Source organism: Streptomyces sp. NPDC027663 (assembly GCF_055566415.1).
In genome coordinates this window covers 221819-246399 of sequence record NZ_JBVHSK010000009.1, presented here as the reverse complement: position 1 = coordinate 246399, position 24581 = coordinate 221819, and the positions used below count along the sequence as shown (strand labels likewise).

The 24581-nt window shown below is 70.1% G+C and carries 11 protein-coding genes; 4 read left to right on the top strand and 7 right to left on the bottom strand.

All coding sequences use genetic code 11. From position 1 onward, the window contains the following. Positions 1-35 precede the first annotated feature (35 nt). The 3 genes from ACZ4SF_RS24280 to ACZ4SF_RS24270 form a co-directional block, all read right to left on the bottom strand. Positions 36-3290, bottom strand: a complete 3255-nt coding sequence (locus ACZ4SF_RS24280; RefSeq protein WP_468387941.1) for a non-ribosomal peptide synthetase — start codon at positions 3288-3290, stop codon at positions 36-38. A 13-nt stretch (positions 3291-3303) separates the two neighbouring features. After that, positions 3304-5889, bottom strand: coding sequence for a Pls/PosA family non-ribosomal peptide synthetase (locus ACZ4SF_RS24275; protein WP_468387939.1), 2586 nt, complete (start codon positions 5887-5889; stop codon positions 3304-3306). 294 nt (positions 5890-6183) lie between these two features. Next, entirely contained in the window at positions 6184-7713 is a 1530-nt protein-coding gene (locus tag ACZ4SF_RS24270) for a helix-turn-helix domain-containing protein (protein WP_468387937.1), read from the bottom strand. Positions 7714-7920: 207 nt separating this feature from the next. Between ACZ4SF_RS24270 and ACZ4SF_RS24265 the strand changes: the two genes are divergently transcribed. From ACZ4SF_RS24265 to ACZ4SF_RS24255, 3 genes are all read left to right on the top strand, one after another. Beyond that, entirely contained in the window at positions 7921-8646 is a 726-nt protein-coding gene (locus ACZ4SF_RS24265) for a hypothetical protein (RefSeq protein WP_468387936.1), read from the top strand. Positions 8647-8868: 222 nt separating this feature from the next. Then, positions 8869-11586, top strand: a complete 2718-nt coding sequence (acnA, locus tag ACZ4SF_RS24260; protein ID WP_468387934.1) for an aconitate hydratase AcnA — start codon at positions 8869-8871, stop codon at positions 11584-11586. A 332-nt stretch (positions 11587-11918) separates the two neighbouring features. After that, a complete protein-coding gene (locus tag ACZ4SF_RS24255; RefSeq protein ID WP_468387932.1) occupies positions 11919-12119 on the top strand; it encodes a DUF397 domain-containing protein in 201 nt (66 codons plus the stop codon). Positions 12120-12389: 270 nt separating this feature from the next. Here ACZ4SF_RS24255 and ACZ4SF_RS24250 read toward each other — a convergent pair whose 3' ends face one another. From ACZ4SF_RS24250 to ACZ4SF_RS24240, 3 genes are all read right to left on the bottom strand, one after another. Beyond that, positions 12390-12875 (bottom strand): hypothetical protein, encoded by a 486-nt coding sequence (locus tag ACZ4SF_RS24250; RefSeq protein ID WP_468387931.1) that lies wholly within the window; start codon positions 12873-12875, stop codon positions 12390-12392. Positions 12876-12919: 44 nt separating this feature from the next. Next, positions 12920-13780, bottom strand: a complete 861-nt coding sequence (locus ACZ4SF_RS24245) for a helix-turn-helix domain-containing protein (protein ID WP_468387929.1) — start codon at positions 13778-13780, stop codon at positions 12920-12922. A 311-nt stretch (positions 13781-14091) separates the two neighbouring features. After that, on the bottom strand, positions 14092-16785 hold the full coding sequence (locus ACZ4SF_RS24240) for a SpoIIE family protein phosphatase (RefSeq protein ID WP_468387927.1): 2694 nt from the start codon (positions 16783-16785) through the stop codon (positions 14092-14094). A gap of 481 nt (positions 16786-17266) precedes the next feature. Here ACZ4SF_RS24240 and ACZ4SF_RS24235 point away from each other — a divergent pair, with 481 nt between their 5' ends. Beyond that, on the top strand, positions 17267-20566 hold the full coding sequence (locus ACZ4SF_RS24235; RefSeq protein WP_468387925.1) for a GH92 family glycosyl hydrolase: 3300 nt from the start codon (positions 17267-17269) through the stop codon (positions 20564-20566). Positions 20567-20642: 76 nt separating this feature from the next. Here ACZ4SF_RS24235 and ACZ4SF_RS24230 read toward each other — a convergent pair whose 3' ends face one another. Then, positions 20643-24452 carry a GH92 family glycosyl hydrolase gene (locus tag ACZ4SF_RS24230; protein ID WP_468387923.1) on the bottom strand — a complete coding sequence of 1270 codons (3810 nt, stop codon included), beginning with the start codon at positions 24450-24452 and terminating at the stop codon, positions 20643-20645. Between the last annotated feature and the right edge of the window lie 129 nt (positions 24453-24581).

The window sequence follows — 24581 nt, the reverse complement described above, 5'->3', positions numbered from 1 at the left end:
TCCTTTCGGTCGCCCGTCGGATGGCTGTACAGGCCTCAGGTGGAGGCCAGTGGCAGGGCTGCGGTCAGGACGGCCTGTGCCGCCTCGGCCGGACGGGTGCGCAGGAAGTAGTGGCCCCCGTCGGCCAGCTCGTGCAGGTCGACGTGTTCGGCCAGGAGCAGCCAGTCGCGGTGGTGTCCGGCATGGCCTCCCGTGTGCGGGTCGTCGGCGGCGACGACCACCGAGACCGGTGCGGACAGCTTCACCGGCGGCGGGGTCTGAAGGACGGCCCGGAAGTAGTGGTGCGCGGCCACGCAGTCGTGGCGGTAGGCGGCACCGATGTGTTCGGCGTGCTGCTCGTTCAGCTCGGCGAGTTCCGTGTAGCCGCTGTCCGCGGTCAGCTGCGCCGCGATCTCCGCGTCGCTGCGGCTCGTCAGGTCGGCGACGGCGGCGGTGCGGTCGGCGGCGGTGCCGAGCAGCTGCGCGCCGAGGAACACCCGCGCCACCTGCACGTCACGCTCCTGGAGCAGCAGGGCGGTCTGCACGGCCGGGGCGGCGCCCGACGAGTGGCCCCACAGCATGACCCGGGTCAGACCACGTGCCGTGATCTCGCCGGCGACCTGCTCGGCCACTTCCGCGATCGACGCGAACGGTTCCCGCTGGGCCGCCAGGTCGTGCCCGGGCAGGTCGACCGCGAGCACCGCCAGGCCGCTGCCCGCCAGGGCGCCCGCCATCGGCCGGAAGTTGACCGCGTTGCCGCCCGCGTACGGGAAGCACACCAGGGCGCACTCGGCTGCACCGCCCGCTTCCGACAGCGGTTGCAGCAGCTCCGCGCGCCGGCGGCCGGCACCCTCCAGGAGGGCGGCCAGGTCGGCGAGGACCGGATGGCGGGTGATGTCCTTCAGGGACACCACGCGGTCGAGCGCGATGCTCAGTTTGACGGCCGTCAGGGAGGTGCCCCCGGAGGCGAAGAAGTCGTCCGTCCGGCCGATCCGGTGCTCGGGGACGCCCAGCAGTTCGGCCCAGGCCGCCGCCAGCTTCCGCTCGGCCGGGCTGAGTGCGTCCCGTTCCGCCCCGGCCGGCTCGGCGGCCCGCTCCGTCTGCCGGGCCTGCGCGATCAGCGCCTTGCGGTCGGTCTTGCCGTTGGCGGTCAGCGGGAGGCTGTCGCGCCAGTGGAAGGCCGAGGGCACCATGTAGGCGGGCAGCGCCGCGGCGAGCGCCTCGCGCAGCACCTCCGGCTCGTGGCGCGTGCCGGTGTGGAAGGCGATCAGATGCTTGTTCTCGCCGCCCCGCTCGACGACGACCACCGCACCGTCCCGCACCCCGTCGACCTTCAGCAGGGTGTTCTCGATCTCACCGATCTCGATCCGGAAGCCACGGATCTTGACCTGGTTGTCGCGCCGGCCCAGGAACTCCAGCTTGCCGCCGGGGTGCCAGCGGCCCCAGTCACCGCCCAGGTAGAGCCGCTCACCGGGCCGGTACGGGTCCGTCCGGTAGGCCTCACGGGTGCGCTCGGGATCGTTGACGTACCCGCGGCCCACGCAGACACCGGAGAACGCGATCAGCCCCGGGGCGCCCAGGGGCACCAGCGACAGATGCTCGTCCACGACGTAGACGCGCACGTTGTTGACCGGGCGCCCCAGCAGCACGCGGTCCGGCACGCCGTCCAGGACCTCGTGGTTGGTGTCGTCCGAGGTCTCCGTCAGGCCGTAGGCGTTGAGCAGCCCGATCCCCGGCTGGATCGCGAACCAGCGCTGCACCAGCTCCCGCTTCAGCGCCTCACCGGTCACCGACACGCACCGCAGGTCCGGCAGGGCGCGGGGGTGCTGTTCCAGGTACGAGACCACGACCTCCAGGTAGGAGGGCACGACCTGGGCCACGGCGACCCGGCCGCGCACCAGCGTGTCGACGAACCGCTCCACGTCCGTGATCACGTCCTGCTCGACGAGCAGGGTCCGCCCGCCGGTCAGCAGGGCCGACACCAGCTGCCAGAGCGAGATGTCGAAGCACTGCGGGGCCGTCTGCGCCACCACGGAGCCCTCGCCGATACCCAGGTCGTCGATCTTGGCGTGGAGGTGGTTGAGCATGCCCGCGTGCTCGCACATCGCCCCCTTCGGCGCACCGGTGGAGCCGGAGGTGAAGTAGATGTAGGCCAGCTGACCCGCGTCGACCCGCACGCCGAGGTCACCGTCCGCGTGCGGTTCCGCGTACGCCGTCTCGACCAGCAGCTTCTCCGCTCCCGGCACGGTGGCCAGCGCCTCCTCGAGGGTGCGGGTGCTGCCGGACTCGGTGAGGACCAGCCGGCACCCCGCCCGGGACAGCGTCGCCGCGATACGGCCTGCCGGGAAGTGCGGCTCGATCGGCAGGTACGCTCCGCCCGCCTTGAACACCGCCAGCGTGGCCGCCAGCCAGTCGAGGTTCCGTTCCGTGACGACGGCCACCACGTCCTCGCGGCCCACCCCGCGTGCCCGCAGCGCCCGCGCCAGCCGGTTGGCGCGCGCGTTGAGTTCCCCGTACGTCCACCTGCGCTCGCCGTGCACCGCAGCGACGGCCTGCGGATGCGCCCGCACCCGCTCCTCGAACAGCTCGTGCGCGCGTGCGTCCGGCACCGGCCGGCGGGGGCCCGCCAGCCCCTCCAGCTGTTCCCGCGTCTCGTCGGCCGACAGCAGGCTCTGCCGCGTGTGGTCGGCGTCCAGGCCGGCCGCCAGGAGTCCGAGCGCCGTCACGTGGTAGCCGCCGACCCGGGCCGCGCTCTCGGCGTCCAGCGCGTCCGTGCGGTACCTCAGACGCAGCATCAGCCGTCCGCCCCGGTCGCACCAGCGCACGTGCAGCACGCCGTCGCCGGTGTGGCTCTCGTCGGCTCCCACGGGCCCGAACACGACCTCGTACGCCGGCTCGGTCAGGCCCAGTTCGCGGCGCAGCTGCGCCACCGGGAACTCCCGGTGGGCCAGGACCTCCGCCTCGGCGCGCTCGGCGGCCGACACCAGGGTGCGCCAGGGCCCCGGGACGACGGCCAGACGGCACGGCAGCGGCTCGCCGCGCACCCCGGCGGTGTACCCCGTCACGACCTCATGCTCGCCGGACAGCGCGGCCAGCACCTTGGCGTGCGCCGCCAGCAGCAGCGCGCTGAGCGGCACGCCGGACCGCTGCACCAGGGCGCGCACCGAGTCCGCCACGTCGTCGGGGACCACCGTCTCGTGCTCGAGCGTTCCCGGTACCGGCTCCCGGACCCACCGTGGTACCCCGGTGGCGCCACCGGTGGTCAGCACACGGCTCCAGAACTCCCGGTCCGTTTCCACGCTCGTTCCCATCGATCGCCCTTCCTCAACTCGTGGCAGCCGCGGGGGACGGTCGCACGGCCCGCTCCGGCCCGCAGGGCAGGCCGGCGGTCTCGGGCATGTCGACGGCCGGATTGCCGCCCCACTGCGCGTTCTGGGGGACTTCCTCGCCCTTCATGAGGAAGGAGTCGGGTGCCAGCACCGAGCCGTCGCCCATGGTCACGCCGTAGTGCACATGGGCGCAGACGCCCAGGGTGCAGCCGGCGCCCAGCGTGGTGCCGTCGGACTTGAACGTGCCGTCCTCCTGCGAGTGGCACTGGATCTTGCTTCCGGCGTTGAGGGTGCACTCGTCGCCGATGGCGGCGAGGGTCCGCTCGGTCACGAAGCAGCCGTCGTCGAACACCCTTTTGCCCATCCTGACACCCAGCAGCCGCCAGACGAGGCTCTTGAAGGGGGTTCCGTTGAAGATGTTCAGGTACTGGACCGGAATCTTCCACAGGCGCTCGTGCAACCAGAAATTCCGGTCGTAGATGGAGCACAGCTGGGGACGCAGTCTGCGGAACGACGTCATACAGCGCTCCACCAGAATGTAGTACGCGGTGGAGATCAGGAGCGTCATCGCCAGATATACGCCGATCACGATGTGCCCGACGACGCCGTAGAGGTCCACGGAGGCGAGAGCGAGCAAAGTGAGAACGAAGACGTGCAGCCAGCGCACGAACAGCATCCCGGCCATCGAGAGCAGGTTGTAACGGTTCTTAGCGGCGAGATGCCGGTGCAGCTCGTCGCCCTTTCGCAGATGGTCGAAGCGTGCGTCCCGTTCCACGGAGCGAGGTATCTCGAAGCTCGGTGAACCGAGAAGCCCCACGCCCTCCCGGACCTCACCGTCGAGCGGAACCATCACCTTCGTCGCGAGGAGGCAGTTCTCTCCCGTCCTGCCGCCTATCGGATAGGCGATGTTGTTGCCCAGGAAGTTACGTGCACCGATGGACGCCCGGGACAACCGGAACGACGTACTGGAATACTCCGCATTGATCACCGAGAGTCCGTCGGCCACCATCGTGCCGCTGCCGACAGAGACCAGGAAGGGCGTCTCGTGCTGCATTTCGGTGCCGAAATTGGAACCCGTCTGCACGACGCGTGACAGGTCGTAACCGAGTCCGCGGAGATAGTGCACGATGTACGAGCTGTCACCGAAGAGCCAGGCGAAGAACTTGATGTTCGTCATGCGGACTGCCAGCCGGTGCAGCGTGTAGTGGATTCCGTAGAGCGGATAGACCCGGTCCGCTCTGACGATCAGACTCAGCAGGCGCGGGACGGTGTACAGGGCGACGACGCCCACGACGACGAAGCCGACGAACAGCACCATCGAGACGGCCAGCGCGTCGGGTATCAGCTCCGCCCGGGACAGCACGGCCGTCTGCGGGTCGAGCCGTTTGCCGATCGCCGGTATCCCGGTGAACACCATGTACATCCCGCCGACGGCGAGCGGAACGTACACGAAGACCAGCTGCAGGAGCGTGACGAGGCCGAACCAGGTCCGGCGGGCGGTGCCGCACCTGGCCGGTGGGACCCGTACGTGGTCGATCCCCGCGGGCTCCGCCGGGGAGCCGTGCCAGCTCTCGCCGTCCGGGACCGCCTGGCCGCGGTGCAGGGACGAGGAATGGCCCAGCTGGGCGCCGTCGCCCATCGAGGTGTCGATGTCCAGGACCGTCTTCTCGCCGATGAACACGTCCCGGCCGAGGGTGACCCGGCCGGTCTGGATGCGGCCCGCGTGGGCCCGGTAGCCGAGGACGTACGACTCCTTGCGGATCACCGTGCCCGCGCCGATCGTGAGCAGGTCCGTGCAGACCGGGACGGAGTGCGTGAGGATCGTGACCCCCTTGCCGATCCGCGCGCCGAGAGCGCGCAGGTACACCACGTAGAGCGGGGTCCCGACCAGGAAATGCATGGGATTCGCGTGCAGCAGCACCTTGACGATCCAGAAGCGCACGTATGCCAGGCCCCAGAGGGGGAAATCGCCCTCCTGCCAGCGGCCCACGAGAAGCCATTTCGCGACGACCGGGAAGGTGCACAGAGCGATGAATCCGGCGCCTCCGAACAGCAGCGACCGCAGGTAGATCGAGGCCGGGTCCGGACCGGCGGCGATCCACTCGTACCCGACGGCGGTGATGTAACCGGAAGCCCCGGAATACACCAGGAAGAACAGCAGCTGGGCCGTGCCGCACAGCCGGTGTCCGAGCGGGCTCGTGCGGACCGCCGGCGCCGGCGGCGTCACCGGTGGCGCCACCGCTGTGGAGTCGGCGGGACCACCGGCGGAAGCGGGTACGGCGTCCACGAGAGCCGTTGTCAGACCGCGAATCGTGGGGTGCCGGTAGATATCCCTCATGGAGGGAGACGGGAGGTCCGGTGCTTTTCTCAGCCGCGCGCAGAACTGGGCCATGACCAGGGAATTGGCACCGAGATCCGTGAAGAAGTGACCGTCGACCGGGACCCGGTCGGCGCCCACGAGCTCGGCCAGTGTCTCTGCGAGTATTCTCTCGGTATCCGTACGTGCCGAAACGGTGTCGCTCAGGGTGACGGCAGGTTCGTCCGGCCCGGGTATGGGGACCTCGGAGGGCTGCTTCACCATTCGATCTCCTGAGATATGCGGATCGTCAATGGCCGACCGGATCAGCCTCTGATCACGAACCACCTTTTTCAGTTTGGCCAGGCAGCCAGGAGGCTGCCACTTCGGATCGGGCCCCACGCCCGCGAAAAATCCGCGACGGCACCGTATCCCCGGGATTCCGGTGGCAGCCGTGGTGCGCCACTTTCACCCGATCGGCGGCCCCGGAAAGCGTCCCCGGAGCCGCAGAACGCCACTGCACCCCCTCTCGAAGCACACAGGTGCGGCTCGACGAGGGGGTGCAGCGGGGCGGATGCGTCAGATGTCGCGGAAGATCTCGATCTGCGCGCCGATCGTGTTCAGGCGTTCGGCGAGGTCCTCGTAACCGCGGTTGATCACGTAGACGTTCCGCAGTACCGAGGTGCCCTCGGCGGCCATCATCGCCAGCAGGACGACCACGGCGGGGCGCAGGGCCGGCGGGCACATCATCTCGGCGGCGCGCCAGCGGGTCGGGCCCTCGACCAGCACCCGGTGCGGGTCCAGGAGCTGGAGGCGCCCGCCGAGGCGGTTGAGGTCGGTCAGGTAGATCGCACGGTTGTCGTAGACCCAGTCGTGGATCAGGGTCTGGCCGGACGCGACCGCCGCGATCGCCGCGAAGAAGGGCACGTTGTCGATGTTCAGGCCCGGGAACGGCATGGGGTGGATCTTGTCGATCGGTGCCTCCAGCTTGGAGGGCCGGACCGTGAGGTCCACCAGCCGGGTACGGCCGTTGTCCGCGGAGTACTCGGGGCTGCGGTCGTGGTCGAGGCCCATCTCCTCCAGGACCGCCAGCTCGATCTCCAGGAACTCGATCGGCACCCGGCGCACCGTCAGCTCCGACTCGGTGACCACGGCCGCGGCCAGCAGGCTCATCGCCTCGACCGGGTCCTCGGAGGGGGAGTAGTCGACGTCGACGTCGATGTCCGGCACACCGTGCACGGTCAGCGTGGTGGTACCGATGCCCTCCACCTCGACGCCCAGTGCCTCCAGGAAGAAGCACAGGTCCTGGACCATGTAGTTGGAGGAGGCGTTGCGGATGACCGTGACGCCGTCGTGCCGGGCGGCGGCCAGCAGCGCGTTCTCGGTCACCGTGTCGCCGCGCTCGGTCAGCACGATCGGCCGGTCGGGGCGGACCGAGCGGTCGATCCGTGCGTGGTACTGGCCCTCGGTGGCCGCGATGTCCAGACCGAACCGGCGCAGCGCGATCATGTGCGGCTCGATGGTCCGGGTGCCCAGGTCGCAGCCGCCGGCGTACGGCAGCTTGAAGTGGTCCATGCGGTGCAGCAACGGGCCGAGGAACATGATGATGGAGCGGGTGCGGACGGCCGCCTCCGCGTCGATCGCCGCCATCTCCAGTTCGGCGGGCGGGACGAGTTCCAGGTCGACGCCGTCGTTGATCCAGCGGGTGCGTACGCCGATGGAGTTGAGCACCTCCAGCAGGCGGTACACCTCCTCGATCCGCGCCACCCGGCGCAGCACCGTGCGCCCCTTGTTGAGCAGCGAGGCGCACAGCAGGGCCACGCAGGCGTTCTTGCTGGTCTTGACGTCGATGGCGCCGGACAGACGGCGACCGCCGACCACGCGCAGATGCATCGGGCCCGCGTAGCCCAGCGACACGATCTCGCTGTCCAGGGCTTCACCGATTCGGGCGATCATCTCAAGGCTGATGTTCTGGTTGCCGCGCTCGATGCGGTTGACCGCGCTCTGACTGGTGCCGAGCGCCTCCGCGAGCTGCGCCTGTGTCCAGCCTCGGTGTTGCCGGGCGTCACGGATGAGCTTGCCGATGCGTACGAGATAGTCGTCTGACATGAGGTTGAGGTTATCTCAGATATGAGATGGCGCCCGTTGGGGGGTCCGTTCGGGTGACGGCCGTGACGGGTCGTCAACGAGACTGTGCGCACCGGCAGGTCGAGCGCCGGAAAGATACGGGCAAATCATCCGATGTCGTACGGCGCTCGGTTGCCCAGGCAACCCCGGCCCGTGTGCGTCCCTCTCGGAGCCCGAAGGGGGATACACATGAAGACCAGGACAGGTCGCTACGTCCTCGCCGCGTTGCTCGTCGGCTGCTGCTCGCTCGTCTCCTGCGGTACGCAGCACGCGGACGCCGGGCGGGGTGGCGCGCCGGCGACACCGTCGTCGGTGACCGACAGGGCGTGCCGCATCGAGGAGGGAGTCGCGGACACCACGGACGACGACCAGGAACTTCCCGACACCACGTCGGACGACCAAGGGCCGCCCGGAGAGGACACCACGTCGGACGACCAGGAACTCCCGGACACCACGTCGGACGATCAGGGGTCGCCCGGGGAGGACACCACGTCGGACGATCAGGGGTCGCCCGGGGAGGACACCACGTCGGACGACCAGGAACTCCCGGACACCACGTCCGACGACCAGGGGCCGCCCGTGGACGACACCACGGACGACGACGGCGCGGGCGTGCCGGCGGCCGGGCCGCACCGCTGGTTCGCGATGACCCGTGAATTCCGCGCGTACCTGAGAACGAGCGCCCCGAAGGCGGATGCCGCCATCGCCGCCCATGTCACAAGGGTCTGCGTCCGCACGCCCGAGGACGACGGCCGCACGGAGGCCGACATATGGGTCGACTACGGCGTGTGGGAGGACGACAAGCTGGAACGCGCCGCCGAGGTGTTCGCCCACTGGCGGAAGTCCGTGTACGGCGACCATGGCCGTGTGACCGCCCTGGCTCCCGCGAAGATGGACGCCGAGCGGAGCTGGTAGACGCCGCCCGGTCCGGCCCGGAGTGTGCGCCGGACCGGGTTGGGCATGACCAGGCGGCGCCCATGTATTAGTGTTATCTCGACATCGAGATATCTGCCGAGGCGCACCGTAGCCGCCACACCGGTAAGGCATGCCTAACTTAGCCTGACCTCACTGGTTCGGCCAAGCCGGCGTGGCGGCACGATTGACGGTGGTACGCGCACATCAATGAAGGAGACTGTCGTGTCGGCGAACAGCTTCGACGCCCGCAGCACGCTGCAGGTGGGCGACGAGTCGTACGAGATCTTCCGGCTGGACAAGGTGGAGGGCTCCGCTCGCCTGCCGTACAGCCTCAAGGTCCTGCTGGAGAACCTGCTCCGCACGGAGGACGGCGCGAACATCACCGCCGACCACATCCGTGCCCTCGGCAGCTGGGACTCGCAGGCCCGGCCGTCCCAGGAGATCCAGTTCACGCCGGCCCGCGTGATCATGCAGGACTTCACCGGCGTGCCCTGTGTCGTGGACCTCGCCACGATGCGTGAGGCCGTGAAGGAGCTGGGCGGCGACCCGGCGAAGATCAACCCGCTGGCCCCGGCCGAGCTGGTCATCGACCACTCCGTCATCGCCGACAAGTTCGGCACCAACGAAGCCTTCAAGCAGAACGTCGAGCTGGAGTACGGCCGCAACAAGGAGCGCTACCAGTTCCTGCGCTGGGGCCAGACCGCCTTCGACGAGTTCAAGGTCGTCCCGCCGGGCACCGGCATCGTCCACCAGGTCAACATCGAGCACCTCGCGCGGACCGTCATGGTGCGGGGCGGGCAGGCCTACCCCGACACCCTCGTCGGCACCGACTCGCACACCACCATGGTCAACGGCCTGGGCGTGCTGGGCTGGGGCGTCGGCGGCATCGAGGCCGAGGCCGCCATGCTCGGCCAGCCGGTCTCCATGCTCATCCCGCGCGTCGTCGGCTTCAAGCTGACGGGTGAGCTGCAGCCGGGCACCACCGCCACCGACCTCGTGCTCACGATCACCGAGATGCTCCGCAAGCACGGTGTCGTCGGCAAGTTCGTCGAGTTCTACGGCGAAGGCGTGGCCGCCACCTCGCTCGCGAACCGTGCCACCATCGGCAACATGTCGCCGGAGTTCGGCTCCACCGCCGCGATCTTCCCGATCGACGACGAGACCCTGAACTACCTCAAGCTCACCGGCCGCAGCGAGCAGCAGGTCGCGCTCGTCGAGGCGTACGCCAAGGAGCAGGGCCTCTGGCTGGACCCGCAGGCCGAGCCCGACTTCTCCGAGAAGCTCGAGCTGGACCTCTCCACGGTCGTCCCCTCCATCGCCGGACCGAAGCGCCCGCAGGACCGCATCGTCCTCGCGAACGCCGCCGAGCAGTTCAAGCTGGACGTCCGCAACTACGTCGACGAGGTGGACGAGGCGGGTGTCGAGTCCTTCCCGGCCTCCGACGCCCCGGCCGTCCACCCGAACGGCGCCCCGTCGAACCCGGTCCAGGTCACCGCCCCCGACGGCACGACCTACACCCTCGACCACGGTGCGGTGACGGTCGCGGCCATCACCTCCTGCACCAACACCTCGAACCCCTACGTCATGGTCGCCGCCGCCCTGGTGGCCAAGAAGGCGGTCGAGAAGGGCCTGACCCGCAAGCCGTGGGTCAAGACCACCCTCGCCCCGGGCTCCAAGGTCGTCACCGACTACTTCGACAAGGCGGGCCTGACCCCGTACCTCGACAAGGTCGGCTTCAACCTGGTCGGTTACGGCTGCACCACCTGCATCGGCAACTCCGGCCCGCTGCCGGAGGAGGTCTCCAAGGCCGTCAACGACCACGACCTCGCGGTCACCTCGGTCCTCTCCGGCAACCGGAACTTCGAGGGCCGTATCAACCCCGACGTCAAGATGAACTACCTGGCCTCCCCGCCGCTGGTCGTCGCGTACGCCCTCGCGGGCTCCATGAAGGTGGACATCACCAAGGACGCGCTCGGCACCGACCAGGACGGCAAGCCGGTCTACCTGACCGACATCTGGCCGACCGAGGCCGAGGTCAACCACGTCGTGGCCAACGCCATCGGCGAGGACATGTTCAACAAGTCCTACCAGGACGTCTTCGCGGGCGACGCCCAGTGGCAGTCCCTGCCGGTCCCCACCGGCAACACCTTCGAGTGGGACGCCGAGTCGACCTATGTCCGCAAGCCCCCGTACTTCGAGGGCATGCAGCCGGAGCCGGCCCCGGTCACCGACATCGCCGGTGCCCGCGTACTCGCCAAGCTGGGCGACTCGGTCACCACCGACCACATCTCCCCGGCCGGTGCGATCAAGGCCGACACCCCGGCCGGCAAGTACCTCACCGAGCACGGCGTCGAGCGTCGTGACTTCAACAGCTACGGCTCGCGCCGCGGCAACCACGAGGTCATGATCCGCGGTACGTTCGCCAACATCCGCCTGCGCAACCAGATCGCGCCGGGCACCGAGGGCGGCTACACCCGCGACTTCACCCAGGACGGCGCCCCGGTCTCCTTCATCTACGACGCCTCCCGCAACTACATCGAGCAGGGCATCCCGCTCGTCGTCCTCGCGGGCAAGGAGTACGGCTCCGGCTCGTCCCGCGACTGGGCCGCCAAGGGCACCGCGCTGCTCGGCGTGAAGGCCGTCATCGCCGAGTCCTACGAGCGCATCCACCGCTCGAACCTCATCGGCATGGGCGTCCTGCCGCTGCAGTTCCCGGAGGGCGCCTCCGCCGCGTCCCTCGGCCTGACCGGCGAGGAGACCTTCTCCATCACCGGCGTCACCGAGCTGAACGACGGCACCACGCCGCGCACGGTCAAGGTCACCACCGACACCGGTGTCGAGTTCGACGCGGTCGTCCGCATCGACACCCCCGGTGAGGCCGACTACTACCGCAACGGCGGCATCATGCAGTACGTGCTGCGCAGCCTGATCCGCAAGTAAGGGACCCAGGCAGGCGGTTCAGGGCCGCACCCCCGGCATCGGGGGTGCGGCCCTTCGCTCTTCGCGCGCACCGTACCGGGCAAGGTGTCGAGCCGGAAGAACGCCCGAAGGCGTAGGCCACTTCGACCGGTTCAGGTATGGAAGAGAAGGGCAGGCGTCTCCTACGCTTGGCCCCGGTAGCTGAGAGTAGTCTTCCGGGTGCCACGGGTGGTGGGGACGACGGGGGGTCCGTTCCCGCTTTTCGGGGTACTCGCCTGCGGCAGTGCACAACCGTCCACTAACATGAACGGGGCCCGCAGTCCAGGCACATCGGGGGAGCAGGAGGGGCTGAGGTGGGGCATGAGGGGGAACCCTTATGGCGCAGAAGCAGCATGTGTGGCAATGAGAACGAATGCCTGGAGGTCGCCGTGCGCACAGGCCGGGTACTCGCGCGCGACTCCAAGCATCCTCGAGCTGCGCCGCTGTCCTTCACCGCCGGCGCCTGGACGGAGTTCCTCCGTGCCGTCACCCGAGTGGATCCGCACGGCCTGTGACGTTCTCATCGAGCCACCGGCGACTGGTAGGGGGACATATGCGTGCCGAGGCATCTGCAGTACAGCATGCGGGAGAAGGCCGGGCGGCAAGGCCCAAACGGGCCGTGACCGGGGTGATCGCGCTCTCCGTCGGCGCGGGTGCGGCGGCGACGCTCGCCGCGGCACTCGCCTCGATGCTGGTCGACAGCGTGACGGCGCGGCGGATCCTGTGGGTCGCGGTCGCCGTCGCCGTGGCCGTCGGGGCGGGTCTGTGGTGGGCCGAGGGCGGGCCTACGGCGCTCCGACCTGATTCTGATCGCCTTGCGCACCGTTCTGCGTCCGGTTCCCCGGAGCAGTAGCGGCGGCACCGCGCTGTTTGTGGCGCTTGCGCATCACCGCGGTCACCAGTGCGAGCAGGGTGGTTCCCATGAAAGTGCCCGCCACGGTGGCTATTCTCGGCCAGGGCAGCCTCAGATGCCCGGCCGCATGCAGCGACACGAGCGCCCAGGCCGCTATGGCGAGGGATCCGAGGATCACCACGCCCGCGATCAGCGCGACTTGCACCTTCCACCCGTGGTCCGCCCGGCCGCGCGCCCGCTCCACGGCTATCTGATTCCGGCCGCGTGCCTCCTCTATCGCTATCAGATTCCGGGTGAGCTCCGGGCTCTGCATGGCCTGAGCCTTGAGCTCCTCGTCGGACAGTCCGGCCGCCTCAGCGCCGGGTCCGTTGGTGAGGGCAAGGTTCTGCAGACCCTGCCATATCGACCTGAAGACCACGTCGGTCCTCCCCCTGGCTCCGCCGCCCACGGAAGCCGCGTGTACTAGCGGGCCCCGAGGTCCTGCCTGATGCGACCGATCAGGTCGAGGGACTCGGTGTCACCGAGCGCAAGATCCATGATCGTTTGGAAGCACTCCTGATAGCGGGCCAGCAGCTCCATGTCCTCGCCGCCGGTCATGCTGCCCGCCGCGTACTCCAGGTACAGCAGATCGTCGTCGTCCGGGAAACCCAGCAGGACGAAGCTGCCCAGGGTGCTGTAGTGCGCGCCGGCCGAGAAGGGCAGGACGCGCAGTCGTACCCGGTCGCGGGCGCCGAGGTCGAGCAGGTGCTCCAGCTGCGCGGCGAGCACGTCCTTCCCGCCGATCTCCCGGCGCACGGCGGCCTCGTCCAGGACGAGCGTGGCGACGGGGCCCCTGGCGCCGTCGAACATCCGTTGCTGCCGCTCCATCCTCAGGTCCACGACGCGCCTGGCCCGTTCGGGTTCCAGGCCGCGCGGGGCGAGGAGCGCCTCGGCGTAGCCGCGGGTCTGGAGATGTCCCGGGACCACGATGGGGTGGTACGTGCTCAGGGAGGTCGCGGCGCTCTCGTAGCCCAGATACTGGGCGAACTGCGGGGTGACGACCTCGTGGTACTGGGACCACCAGCTGGGGCCCTTGCTTCCCCGCGCGGCCTCCTCCAGCTCGTGGACCCGGTCCGGGTCGGTGACGTCGTACAGACCGAGCAGCGCCCGAAGGTCGCTGACGGACACGCTGACCGTGCCGGTCTCCACACGGATCAGCTTGGACTGCGACCACTCGACCCGCTCCGCGGCCTGGCGTTGGCTCAGTCCGGCGCGCTCACGTGCCTGTCGCAGGGCAAGGCGCAGTTTGCGCCGATTGAGGCTGGGGTCCACAGGGGGTGTCATCGCCGCTCCTTCGACCGTGCACGTACCCCGAACCCGATCGGCCATGCACAGAAAGCTCCAAGCTGTTGGACATCTCCATTATGCCGTCAGCTTTCTGCATAGAGCTGATGGAGCATGGCGCAAATTCCGGGCAGTGCCCGTCTGCCCCCTTCGCCTCCTCCAACGCACGACGGGCCGCCCCCGATCCCGGAAGGCCGCCCGTGTTTCGCCGGACGGGAGCGAGAGGGCGCACAAGGGGGGCGTGAAACGTCGGCGGTGCGCCGTCTGGTGTCTCGTATGCCGTGGGGCAGTCTCGGGCCCGACGCGCCCGCTCAGCCGGCCAGGAGCGCGTCGAGGTCCGGCAGGGCCAGCTCGGCCCAGATCACCTTGCCGTGCGGCGTGTACCGGGTACCCCAGCGCTCGGCCAGCTGCGAGACCAGGAACAGGCCCCGGCCGCCCTCGTCGGTCGATGCGGCGTACCGCAGATGCGGCGAGGTGCTGCTGCCGTCGCTGACCTCGCAGATCAGCGTGCGGTCCCGGATCAGCCGCACATGGACCGGGTCGGAGCCGTAGCGGATGGCGTTGGTGATCAGCTCGCTCAGCACGAGTTCCATGCCGAAGCCCAGCTCGGCCAGGCCCCACTCCTCGAGCTTCCCGGACACCGCCTGACGCATCCCCGACACGGCCGCCGGGTCGCGCGGCACGTCCCAGTCGGCGACGTTCTCGGACGGCAGCGCCTGGATGCGGGCGATGAGCAGGGCGACATCGTCCCTCGGGCGCTCGGGCAGCAACTCGGCCAGCACCGCCCCGCAGCTCTCCTCCGGAGACCGGCCGGGGTGCCCGGCCAGCGCCCGGCGCAGCAGCTCCATGCCCTCGTCCAGGTCACGTTCCCGGTCCTCGATGAGGCCGTCCGTGTACAGCACGAGCTGGCTGCCCTCGTCCAGTTCCAGCTCGGCCGTCTGGAACGGCAGGCCGCCCAGACCCAGCGGCGGCCCGGCGGGCACGTCCGGGAAGCTGACACTGCCGTCCGGCGCGACCAGCGCGGGCGCCAGGTGCCCGGCCCGGGCCATGACGCAGCGGCGGGTCACGGGGTCGTAGATCGCGTACAGGCAGGTGGCGCCCACGATCTCCCCGGACGACTCGGGACAGACCTCGTTCTGGTCGATGCGGCCGACCAGCTCGTCCAGGTGGCTGAGCAGCTCGTCGGGCGGCAGGTCGAGCGTGGAGAAGTTGTGCACCGCGGTCCGCAGCCGGCCCATCGTCGCCGCGGCGTGCAGACCGTGGCCGACGACGTCGCCGACGGCTAGCGCGACTCGCCCGCCGGGCAGCGGGATCACGTCGAACCAGTCGCCGCTGACGCCCGACTGGGCGGGCAGGTAGCGGTAGCCGACCTCCAGGGCGCTCTGCTCGGGCAGGGCCCGGGGCAGCAGACTGCGCTGGAGGGTGACCGCCAGCGCGTGCTCACGGGTGTACCGGCGGGCGTTGTCGATGCTGACCGCGGCCCGGGCCACCAGCTCCTCGGCGAGGGACAGCTCCTCCTCGTCGAAGGGCTCCCGTTTGGAGCGCCAGAAGTTGGCCATGCCCAGCACGACACCGCGGGCCCGGATCGGGGCGGTGATGAGCGAGTGGATGCCGTAGTCGAGGATCTGCCGGGTCCGTTCCGGGTCCTGGGCCAGCCACCCCTCGGCGGTCGACAGGTCGGTGACCAGCTCGGAGCGGCCGGAGTCGTAGCCGCGCGCCTGGGGCGTGGACGGCAGGAAGTCGATCAGCCGGCCCTGTTCGTAGAGGGGGTGGTCGTTGCGGATGCCGCCCACGGCGACACGCCGCATGTCCGTCGCCGTGGGCGCCGGCTCCTCGCCGTGCAGCACGGCGTCCGCCAGGTCCACGGTCACGAAGTCGGCGAACCGCGGTACGGCGACCTTCGCCAGCTCGTCGGCCGTGCTGATCACGTCGAGCGTGGTGCCGATGCCGAGACCCGCGTCGTACAGCAGCTCCAGCCGCTCCCTGGTGACCTCGGCCCGGCCCGACACCGCTTGCAGTTCGGTGGAGTCGCGGAGCGTCACCACGGTGCTCCCGGGGCAGCCTGCGCGGTCCGTGTGCCGCTGGTTGACCGCGAGCAGCCGTCCGCCGGTGAAGTGCACCTCGTCGCTCGCCTCGCGCCCGGAGACGAGCAGCTCGACCGTGGCGGGGTCCAGGCCCGACAGCTCCCGCACATTGCGCCCCTCGACCTCCGCGGGCAGCTCCAGCAGGCGCAGCGCCTCGTCGTTGGCGAGCAGCAGCTGCCCGTCGTCGGCGACGATGAGCACGCCCTCGCGCACCGAGTGCAGCACCGTGTCGTGGTGCTCGTACATCCGGGTCATCTCGTCCGGGGCCAGGCTGTGGGTCTGCCGCCGCAGCCTGCGGCCCACCAGAGCCGTGCCCCCGGTGGACACCACGAGCGCCCCGGCACCGGCGGCCAGGATGATCGGCAGCTGCCGGGCCACCTGGCTGGTCACGTTCTTCACCTTCAGCCCGGCGGAGACCAGAGCGATCACGTGGCCGTCGTCGTCCCGGACGGGAACGGTCGCCTGCACCTCGTCGCCGAGCGGGCCGTGGACGCTCTCCGTGTAGACCTTCCCGGCCAGCGACGGCTCGATCGTGCCCACGAACCGCTGGCCGATCTTGCCCGGCAGGGGATGGGTGTACCGGATGCCCTTGGTGTCCATGACCACGATGAAGTCGACGCCCGCGGACTTCCGTCCCGTCTCGGCGAGCGGCTGGAGCGTCTTCGACGGATCGGGGCTGCGCAGCGCCTCCACGATGCCAGGGGAGTGCGCGAAGGTCTGCGCGACGGCTATGGAACGCCGCCTGGCCTCCGTGCTGGTGTCACGTTCCGACTGCAGGACGAGAGCGATGACGCCGCAGATGACCAGCAGTACCACGAGCGCCACCTGCACGAGCAGGACCTGTCCGGCGACGCTGCGCGGGCTCCTGCCGACCACGGCTCGCCATGCGGTACGCCTGAATCGGGCGAATAGGTCCGACATGCCGCATTTGTAGCACTGGGTCAACTCCGTGACTATGGGGGTCCACAAGATGGACGCATGTTTTGCCGCCTCGTGTACCCCACGTGGTCACTCTCGTCACGGCAGTCACGCTGCGTCGCACCCTCGGGAGGGCTTGATGTGCTCGGGGCGGACCCGGTGGGGCAGTGCACCGGGTCCGCGAGCCGGGCAGGTGAGGGGGGTGGGGTTCCCTGCCCGGAGGGGGTGGCACAAGATAGTGGAAAAATCCGCGGCTTGTGCGCCCGACAGGAGCGCGACAACGTTGTCTTCTGGTCTGTACATGACTCTACCGCCTCAACGGACAACGATGTCAACCCACTTGGTGTAGCCCGACCGGGTGATGCCGGCGTGCGCCTGCGCAGGAGCACGCGGTCTTCCGTGGTACCGCTGGCGCACGCTACTGTCCCTGCGGCTTGTGCGACCCGTGGTGCGCGACCCGTCCGTCAGGAGGAAGGGCCGCGCCATGCGTTTCAGACCCACGTCCCTGCTGCTGGCCGCGCTGCTCGCGACCGGCGACACCACAACCCCCGCCCTCGCGGCGGCCGCAGCTCCACCCGGCCTCGTCAAGGACCCGACCCGTTACGTCGATCCGCTGATCGGCACCAAGAACGGCGGTGACGTCTTCCCGGGTGCCGTCGTGCCCTTCGGCATGCTCTCCTGGAGCCCGGAGAACACCCGCGGCGATGCGACGCGAACCGCCGCCCCGGGCGGCTACCAGTACGACGCCACCCGCATCCGCGGCTTCAGCCTCACCCACATGTCCGGCACCGGCTGCGCGGGCGGCAGCGGCGACATCCCGTTCTTCCCGTACCCGGGCGAGGTCACCTCCTCCCCGGCGAGCGACACGAAGGACGCCGTCTACGCCGCGGACTTCAGCCACGCCGACGAGACCGCCGAGCCGGGCCACTACAAGGCCGGCCTCGCCTCCGGCGTCACCGCCGACCTCACCGCCACCGCGCGCACCGGCTCGGCCCGCTTCACCTACCCGGCCGGCAAACCCGCCTCCCTCCTCGTGCGCACCGCAAACTCCGAGGTGGGCTCGCAGGACTCGGCGATCACGATCGACCCGGCCACCCGGACCGTCTCCGGCTCGGTCACCTCCGGGAACTTCTGCGGCTACCTCGACCCCGAGGGCCGGCGCTCCTACTACACCCTCTACTTCACCGCCCGCTTCGACCGTGCCTTCAAGGCCGCCGGCACCTGGCACGACGACAGGCTGGACCCCGGCTCGCTCAAGGCCGCCGGCGGCACCGGCGGCTTCGCGCAGGGCGGGCGGCCGGTCGCGGGGAAGGGCGCGGGCGGCTACGTCGAGTTCACGCCCGGCGACGGCCCGGTGAACGTCAAGGTCGGCATCTCCTACGTCAGCGAGGCCGCGGCCGCGGCGAACCTCGCCGCCGAGAATCCGCCGGGGCGCTCCTTCGACGCCGTCCGGGACCAGGCCCGGCGGGCCTGGCGGGAGCGTCTGGGCGCCGTCCGGGTCGGCGGGGGCACGGACGCCGAGCGCACCACTTTCTACACCGCGCTGTACCACGCGCTGCTGCATCCGAACGTGATCAGCGACGCCGACCGCAGGTACCGCGGCAGCGACGGCAAGGTGCACACCGTCGGCCGGGGCCACCGGGCGCAGTACGGCACCTTCTCCGGCTGGGACGTCTACCGGGACCAGGTGCAGCTGCTGACCCTGCTCGACCCGCGCACCGGCTCGGAGATCGCCCAGTCCCTGTACGAGCTGGCCCGGCAGAACGGCGGCGTGTGGGACCGCTGGCTGCACGGCGCGAGCGGCACCCACGTCATGAACGGCGACCCCTCGCCCACCGCCCTGGCCGGCATCCGCGCCTTCGGCGGCACGGACTTCGACCTGCGCGGCGCACTGGACTCGCTGGTGCGGGCGGCCACGGTGCCGACCGCGCGGGACCGGTCACCGGCGGGCAAACCGGTCCTGTCCGTGGGACAGCGGCCCTCCCTGGACACGTACCTGGTCAAGCACTACATGCCGTCGGTGTCCAACGCCTGGGGCGGCGCCGCCGAGACCCTGGAGATGTCCACGGCCGACTTCTCCCTCGCCCAGCTCGCCGCCGCGGCGGGGCGGAAGAGCACGGCGGCCGCCTTCGCCCGGCGCGCCCAGTGGTGGCAGAACAACTTCAACATCGCCGCCGGCCCTCCCGCGGTCCCGGACGCGCCGGGCGACCCCCACGGCGGCTACATCGCCAACCGCAAGGCCGACGGCAGCTGGGTCACCGGCTTCATCCCCGGCACCGGCAACGGGTTCGTGGAGGGCACGGCCGCCCAGTACACCTGGATGATCCCGCACGACCAGGCCGGCCTCTTCGCCGCGATGGGCGGCACGGACAAGGCCGTCGCCCGCCTCGACTCCTTCTTCCACAACGCCGACGGCAGCTGGGCCTTCACCGGCGACGACGGCACCAAGTCCGAGCTGGACAACGAGCCGTCGATCAACGTCCCGTACCTGTACGCCTACGCGGGCGCCCCCTACAAGACGCAGGAGACCGTCCGCGCGGCCATGCGGCAGCTGTGGTCGACCGAGCCCGGAGGGATCCCGGGCAACGACGACCTCGGCGCGATGTCCGCCTGGTACGTCTTCTCGGCCCTCGGCATGTATCCACAGGTGCCCTCCCGTGCCGAACTCGTCCTGGCCTCACCGCTGTTCGAGCGGATCGAGATCGACCGGCCGCACGGGAACGACATCTCCGTCCGCGCGAGCGGAGCCGCGGCCGACGCGCCGTACGTCCGCTCCCTCGAGGTCGACGGCCGCAGCAGTGACCGCCCCTGGCTGCCCGCCTCGTTCGTCCGGGACGGCGGCCGGCTCGACTTCACCCTGTCCGGCACGCCGGACCGCGGCTGGGGCGCGGACAGTCCGCCGCCCTCCTTCCGCGACGGCGAGCAGCCGTACCAGATCGGCGTCGGTCCCACCGCCGCCACCCTCGCGCCCGGCGACAGCACGAAGATCGGCATCCGCGCGCTGTCCCTGACCGGCGGCACCGGCCCCGAGGTGCGGTTCAGGGCCGAGACCCCGGCCGGGATCACGGCCACGCCCGCCGAGGGCACGGTCACCGACGGAGCCCAGGAGATCACCCTCACGGCGGCGAAGGACGCCGGGCAGGGCTTCGCCGACGTCAAGGTCTCGGTCACCTCGGGCGACACCTCGTACGAGCAGCCGGTGTCGCTCACCGTGGCCGCCCCGGGCACCCTCCTCGCCGCCTACGACAACACCGGCGTCTCCGACGACGACGGCGCTCACGACGAGGCCGACTTCGACGGCGGCGGCTGGAGCTACTCCCGCCAGGCGCTCGCCGCGGCCGGGCTCACCCCGGGCAAGCAGGTCACGGTCGACGGTCTCGCCTTCACCTGGCCGGCCTCGCCCGCCGGCCGCCCCGACAACGCCACGGGGAACGGCCGGACCCTTCAACTGCCCTCGGCGGCAGCCTCCTTGTCCTTCATCGGCAGTGCCGTCAACGGCAACCAGCAGACCGAGGCGACCGTCACCTACACGGACGGCACCACCGACACCGTCGACCTGTCCTTCACGGACTGGACCGTCGGCGGCGGGGGCGGCACCGTGCAGTACGGCAACGAGGTCGTCGCCAGGACCGCGTACCGCAATGTCGCCGGCGCGGACAAGGATCCGGTGACGACGTACGTCTTCGCCACCAAGCCGTACCGGGCCCCGGCGGGCAAGCAGATCAAGAGCGTCACGCTCCCGCGGGACGGGGACCTGCACGTGTTCACCCTCGCCACGGGCTGACACCGCACACCGAAGCGGCCCGCACCCGGAACCCGGGTGCGGGCCGTTCGTCACCGCTCGATCCGTGGCATGACGGTCAGGACAGCAGCTCCACCTCCGCCAGCGTCGACTCGCCGTCCAGGACCAGGCGGTACCTCGCGTACGTGCCGGGTGCCGCGATGGTGAAGGCGCGGGTCTGGCGGTCCCAGGTGAACGACTCGCCGGAGCGGTGGTCCAGGGTCTGCCAGGCCGTGCCGTCGGTGGAGCCCTGGAGGGTCCAGCCGGTCGGCGCCTTCGTGCGGTCCGCCGCCGAGGTCAGCGTGTACTGCACCGGCTTCGCGGCGTTCGCGTTCTCCACGGGCAGGTCCGCCGAGGTGAGCGTCGCGCTCGTCGCCGAGGTGTCGTCGAAGAGTGCACCGGCACCCTTCAGGACGTCCGCCCGGGGCGCCGGCACCTTGTCGTCCTGGCTGATGGACACCGGCGCCGCGTCCTTGCCCGTGCCCCACGCCGACGGCTTGGCGCCCATGAAGAACTCCAGCACCCCGCCCTTGGAGAGCAGCGAGTGGGGGAGCGAAGTCGACGTCCAGGGGCGGCCGTTGAACATCACGCCCTGGACGTAGACGTTCTTCGCGCTGTTGCGCGGCGCCCGGACCACCAGGTCACGGCCGTTCTCCAGGTGCACGGTGACCTGCTTGAACAGCGGGGAGCCGATGGAGTACTCGCCGCTGCCCATCACCAGCGGGTAGAAGCCGAGCGCGGAGAAGAGGTACCAGGCCGACTGCTCGCCGTTGTCCTCGTCGCCGTGGTAGCCCTGCCCGATCCCGCTGCCGGTGTAGAGCCTGGACAGCGCCTCGCGCACGTACGCCTGCGCCTTCCAGGGCTCGCCGGCCGCGTCGTACATGTAGATGACGTGGTGCGCCACCTGGTTGGAGTGGCCGTACATGCCCATCCGGACGTCCCGGGCCTCGGTCATCTCATGGATGACACCGCCGTAGGAGCCGACGTAGTCGGGGGAGGCCGTCTCCGGAGTGCCGAAGTACTCGTCGAGCTTGTCCGCGAGGCCCTGCCGGCCGCCGTACAGGTTGGCCAGGCCCCGGCTGTCCTGCGGGGCGGTGAAGGCATAGCCCCAGCCGTTGGTCTCGGTGTAGTCGTAGCCCCACACACGCGGGTTGTACGCCGAGGAGTTCACACGCCAGTCGCCCTTGGCGTCCCGGCCCTGGAAGAAGCCGGCCTTGGAGTCGAACAGCTTCACGTAGTCCTGGGCGCGGTTGAGGAAGTACCGCGACTCCTCCCGGTAGCGCTTGTCGCCGGTCTTCTTGTGGAGCGCCTCGCCCATCCTTGCGATGCCGTAGTCGTTGACGTAGCCCTCCATCGCCCACGACAGGCCCTCGTGGGTGTCGGTGGAGGTGTAGCCGAGGAACGGGGAGGTGCTCATGCCCTTGCGGCCCACGCCCGACGCGGGCGGGACGACGGTCGCGTTCTTCACGGCCGCGTCGTACGCCGCCTTCGCGTCGAACTTCACGCCCTTGACGTACGCGTCGGCGAACGCCACGTCCGAGGAGGTGCCGGTCATCAGGTCGGCGTAGCCGGGGGAGGACCAGCGAGAGGTCCAGCCGCCGTCCTTGTACTGCTGCACGAACCCGTCGACCATCTCGCCCGCCTGGGACGGGGTCAGGAAGGAGTACGCCGGCCAGGTGGTCCGGTAGGTGTCCCAGAAGCCGTTGTTGACGTACACCTTGCCGTCGACGATCTTCGCGCCCGTATGGGTCGGGGTGTCCGGACCCGGCATGGGGGAGAAGGGGGAGGCGTAGCGGTCCTTGCCGTCGGCCTTCTCGAAACCCGAGTTGGGATACAGGTACAGCCGGTACATGCCGGAGTAGAGCGTGGTCAGCTGGTCCGCGGTCGCGCCCTCCACCTCGACCTTGCCCAGCAGCTTGTCCCAGACCTGCCGGGCGTGTGCCTTGACGCTGTCGAAGGAGGCGCCGTCCGGGACCTCCTGGCGCAGGTTGTCCTTCGCCTGGTCGATGCTGATGAGGGAGGTGGCCAGGCGCAGCGTGACGGTGCGGTCGGCGCCCGCGGCGAAGCGCAGGAAGCCCTTGACCCCGCTGGATCCGCCGTCCGTCACCGGCTTGTCGAACTCGCCGTACACGAACAGCCGGGTCGCGCCCGTGGACAGGCCGGACTTCACGTCGGAGTAGCCGGTGAAGCTTCCGTGCTCCTTGTCGAGCGTCAGGCCCGCCTGCTCGGTGACGTTGTCGAAAAGGACGCTCGCGTCGTCACCGGGGAAGGTGAAGCGCAGCACGGCCGCGTGGTCGGTCGGGGCCATCTCGGCCTTGAGGCCGTTCTCGAACCGCACCCCGTAGTAGTAGGGCCGCGCGGTCTCGTTCTCGTGCCGGAACGGCAGTTCGCGTGCCGCACGGGCGGTGTCAGGGGTGCCGGACGCCGCCGAAGGCATCACCTGGAAGGTCTGCCGGTCGCCCATCCAGGGGCTCGGCTCGTGGCTCGCGCTGAACGCCTGGATCGTCGGCAGATTGTCGGCATTGTTCGCCCGTGCGTACTCGTACAGCCAGCTCAGCGAGGACGCGTTGGTGACCGGGGTCCAGAAGTTGAAGCCGTGCGGCAGGGCTGTTGCCGGGAAGTCGTTGCCGCGCGAGAAGCTGCCGCTGGAGTTGGTGCCGCGGGTGGTCAGCGCGTAGTCCGACAGGTGCGCCTTCGGCTTCTCGGGGGCCACCGGCTTCAGGGAGACGTCGTCGAGCCAGCCGCGGAACTTCGCCGGGCCGTCGGGGGAGTCGTAGGCCACCAGGATCCGGTCGACCGTCCTGCCGGCCGCGACCGAGCCGATCCGCGCGGCCACGTCGTTCCACTGGTTGACGTACAGCGCCTTGGACGCGCCCTGCCCGCGCGGCGAGAGCGGGAAGCCGTGCTGGTCCAGCGCGCCCAGACCGCTCAGGTAGGTGCCGTCGGTGAAGGCCAGGTCGACGGAGACGTTGGTGGCGTCGTAGTCCCGGTCGCCGTCGGCCATCGACGGGAAGATGCGGTACGACAGCCGGGTGTCGGCGCCGACCTTCACGTTCACGTCGAAGACCTTGTTGAACGAGTACGCCCGGCCGGCCGCGGTGTGCCGTCCGGCGTAGCGCAGCGCACGCTTTCCGGTGAAGCCGGCCCGCGCCTTGGCGGTCGGCGAGCCGCTCGGACCCTTGTCGACCAGGGTCAGCATGTCCTGCGGCACCGGGCCGCCCCCGCCGCCGGTGGAGAACTGCACGTCGGCGAGTTGCAGGATGTCCGAGGCGCCGTTGTTCCTCGTCACCTCCAGCCGGAAGTGCTGGTACTCGACCGGCGCGGAGAGGTCGTACGACTTCGTCCGGAAGCGCTCGGAGAAGTTCTCGCCCGAGCGGCTGTCGACCGTCTTCCAGTCCTTTCCGTCGGTGGAGCCCTGGAGGGTCCAGTCCCTGGGGTCGCGCTCGTCGTAGTCGTTGGCCGAGGTGAGCGCGTACGTCGCTATCTTGATCGGCCTGTCCAGGTCGAACTCCACCCAGCCGGCGGGCTCGAAGGTCAGCCACTTGGTGCCGGGTTCGCCGTCGACGAGGTTCTCCTTGACCTCGCCGGCCCCGGCGTTCTCGGCGCTCGCCCGGACCTCGGTGACATGGTCGGTCACATTGCCCGGAATGCCGGTGCTGTAGCCGCCGTCGACGCCGGAGGCACGCTTGCCGCCGTCCGGCCCGGTGTCGACGGTGTTCAGCCAGTCCGGCGCCGGCTCGCCCGCCTCGAACGAGGATGCGAACTCCCGGTCGGCCGCCGGAGCCTTGGCGGGCAGGGCGACCGCCGCGCCCTGCGCGCCGACGGCCATGACAAAGGCGGCCGTGAGGACGGCCGCCGGACCCCATCTGTGCCGAGTTCTCCGCTGCATCTACGGATTTCCCCTCCTGCGCCCCCTCCGGACAACGTTGTCAGCTACCGGGCGCAGGAACCAGTAGGTGGTCAAGTGGCCGGTGATGTCAAGGGTGTTGGCTGTGGCATTCAGGGAGTCATCGCGCCG

Excerpts from the sequence above, each read along its gene's own strand:
- ACZ4SF_RS24230 (WP_468387923.1), bottom strand. The coding sequence starts at position 24,452 with ATGCAGCGGAGAACTCGGCACAGATGGGGTCCGGCGGCCGTCCTCACG.
- ACZ4SF_RS24235 (WP_468387925.1), top strand. The coding sequence starts at position 17,267 with ATGCGTTTCAGACCCACGTCCCTGCTGCTGGCCGCGCTGCTCGCGACC.
- ACZ4SF_RS24240 (WP_468387927.1), bottom strand. The coding sequence starts at position 16,785 with ATGTCGGACCTATTCGCCCGATTCAGGCGTACCGCATGGCGAGCCGTG.
- ACZ4SF_RS24270 (WP_468387937.1), bottom strand. The coding sequence starts at position 7,713 with ATGTCAGACGACTATCTCGTACGCATCGGCAAGCTCATCCGTGACGCC.
- ACZ4SF_RS24245 (WP_468387929.1), bottom strand. The coding sequence starts at position 13,780 with ATGACACCCCCTGTGGACCCCAGCCTCAATCGGCGCAAACTGCGCCTT.
- ACZ4SF_RS24280 (WP_468387941.1), bottom strand. The coding sequence starts at position 3,290 with ATGGGAACGAGCGTGGAAACGGACCGGGAGTTCTGGAGCCGTGTGCTG.
- ACZ4SF_RS24275 (WP_468387939.1), bottom strand. The coding sequence starts at position 5,889 with ATGGTGAAGCAGCCCTCCGAGGTCCCCATACCCGGGCCGGACGAACCT.
- ACZ4SF_RS24265 (WP_468387936.1), top strand. The coding sequence starts at position 7,921 with ATGAAGACCAGGACAGGTCGCTACGTCCTCGCCGCGTTGCTCGTCGGC.